Annotated in this window: 4 protein-coding genes; 2 read left to right on the forward strand and 2 right to left on the reverse strand. The window is 40.8% G+C overall.

Translation table 11 applies throughout. The features are described from left to right. Window positions 1-453 (forward strand): hypothetical protein (locus A3735_RS03525; RefSeq protein WP_231882357.1); only part of this gene is annotated, 453 nt, incomplete at its 5' end. A 57-nt stretch (window positions 454-510) separates the two neighbouring features. Here A3735_RS03525 and A3735_RS28675 read toward each other — a convergent pair. Both A3735_RS28675 and A3735_RS28680 read right to left on the reverse strand, forming a co-directional pair. Further along, entirely contained in the window at window positions 511-777 is a 267-nt protein-coding gene (locus A3735_RS28675; protein ID WP_068633325.1) for a hypothetical protein, read from the reverse strand. Between the two features lie 44 nt (window positions 778-821). Next, window positions 822-1,049, reverse strand: coding sequence for a hypothetical protein (locus A3735_RS28680; protein WP_082865277.1), 228 nt, complete (start codon window positions 1,047-1,049; stop codon window positions 822-824). A gap of 291 nt (window positions 1,050-1,340) precedes the next feature. Between A3735_RS28680 and A3735_RS03535 the strand changes: the two genes are divergently transcribed. Further along, window positions 1,341-1,592: patatin-like phospholipase family protein (locus A3735_RS03535; protein WP_197485636.1), on the forward strand; the 252-nt coding region annotated here is incomplete at its 3' end.

Raw genomic sequence — 1,592 nt, forward strand, 5'->3', positions numbered from 1 at the left:
CAGACCATCTACAAGGAAAGGCCTTTATCAGCATTACTTGTCAATAACTCATTTGAGATCCAAACCGCATCGAATTACGATATGACAGCTGTTGACCCTAATATTATCGATACTAGCTTGGCTTCAGCACCAAAGTTCCACGTTTTAACCGGTACAACCGAAGTTAGAATAGCGATCACTGTTCATGCATTTACCGGTGAAGGGGATACAGATTATCTACAGAACATGGATTATTATCATGAGCTAGGCGAGCAAAAAGAACGCATCAAGCAAGCAGCTCTTGAAGAAGTCTACCTTAAGAAGATTTATAAGGATCAAGAGTTTGATACAGGCAAATACTTCTATATCCGCATAATTGGGAAATCAGGCTTTGGTTTGGCAAAGCTCGACAAGAATACCTATGAAGTCCTTGAAATTTTTGCTTTGACAGATTTCGACATGAACACTTTGTGAACTGCAAATAATGCATTAAGGCGATAATCTAAGCTTTTATCACCTTAATGCGCAGCCCTAAGACTTTGCGCTGATGTGTTCAGCATCATCCTTGGAAAACGGATTAGTAATAGTCGAGCTAGAACCTTGAAGTACCGCCTCGGGGTGCCTTATTTCCATAATGCACTTTATGCGTTGTTCATCCTTCGTGTTAACATCCACTAAGATCAAGTGCTGACCTTCAATAATTTGTTCGTGAAACTTCTGGATCTTGTAGTGTTCAGTATTGAGCCCACCAACACCGCCAAACCACGCACCAAAGAACATGCTAAAGATCGCGATCACTAGCCATGCATTGAAGCTAAACTCCTCGATATAAGTAAAGGGGACTAAAAAAACAGCCCAATCATCCCACCGGACAATAAGCCTCGCTCTACAAAGCGCACGAAGTCGGTACGCTGAAGTGCACTCGCAGAGTGGAGATGATGACTATATAGACCCTCTTCATTAGTACTAATAATATGAAAGTTCCAGTCAGTAATACCATGCTCATGCAAATCTTTCGAAACTTGGTCGACACTGTCAATTGAAGGGCTAAGGTAATATAAACGTTTCATAGGACACCTCCGACTACAAATTAATGCTCTAATTTAAAAACGGAAAACCATATAACGATCTATCTTTATCATTAACTTAATTATAGCGCTAAAGATGCTGCTTTTTTGATCAGATATAGACCGTCTTATTCTATATAGATTTTTATTATCACTATTAAGTTTATGCAAGGTTAGTGCTTGTCCGCATATATGCCCTAGAATAGTTTTACTATTGAGACTTATCTATTCTTTGAGCGGAAACAAGCTGCTATCGCAGCATTCTTACAAAGTACATTATTTGGAATAATTAATATGACAGCAGGGGTGATTTTAACGGGTGGTGGTGCACGAGGCGCTTACCAGGCCGGTGTTCTTAAGGCAATTGCAGAACAGTTTCCTGGCTTTGACTATCCCTTTCCTGTCATTTGCGGCAGTTCCGCAGGAGCTTTAAACGCCGTGGGGCTAGGAGGAGGGGGTAAGATCTTCAGGCATAGTGTCGACAGTCTCGAAGATCTTTGGTTAAACCTTAGCTCTGATAAGGTATACAAATCCGACTATTGGAAT

The organism is Oleiphilus sp. HI0061, assembly GCF_001635675.1.

What these genes read in the sequence shown, in the direction of transcription:
- A3735_RS28680 (WP_082865277.1), bottom strand. Translation starts at nt 1,049, where the DNA reads ATGAAACGTTTATATTACCTTAGCCCTTCAATTGACAGTGTCGACCAA.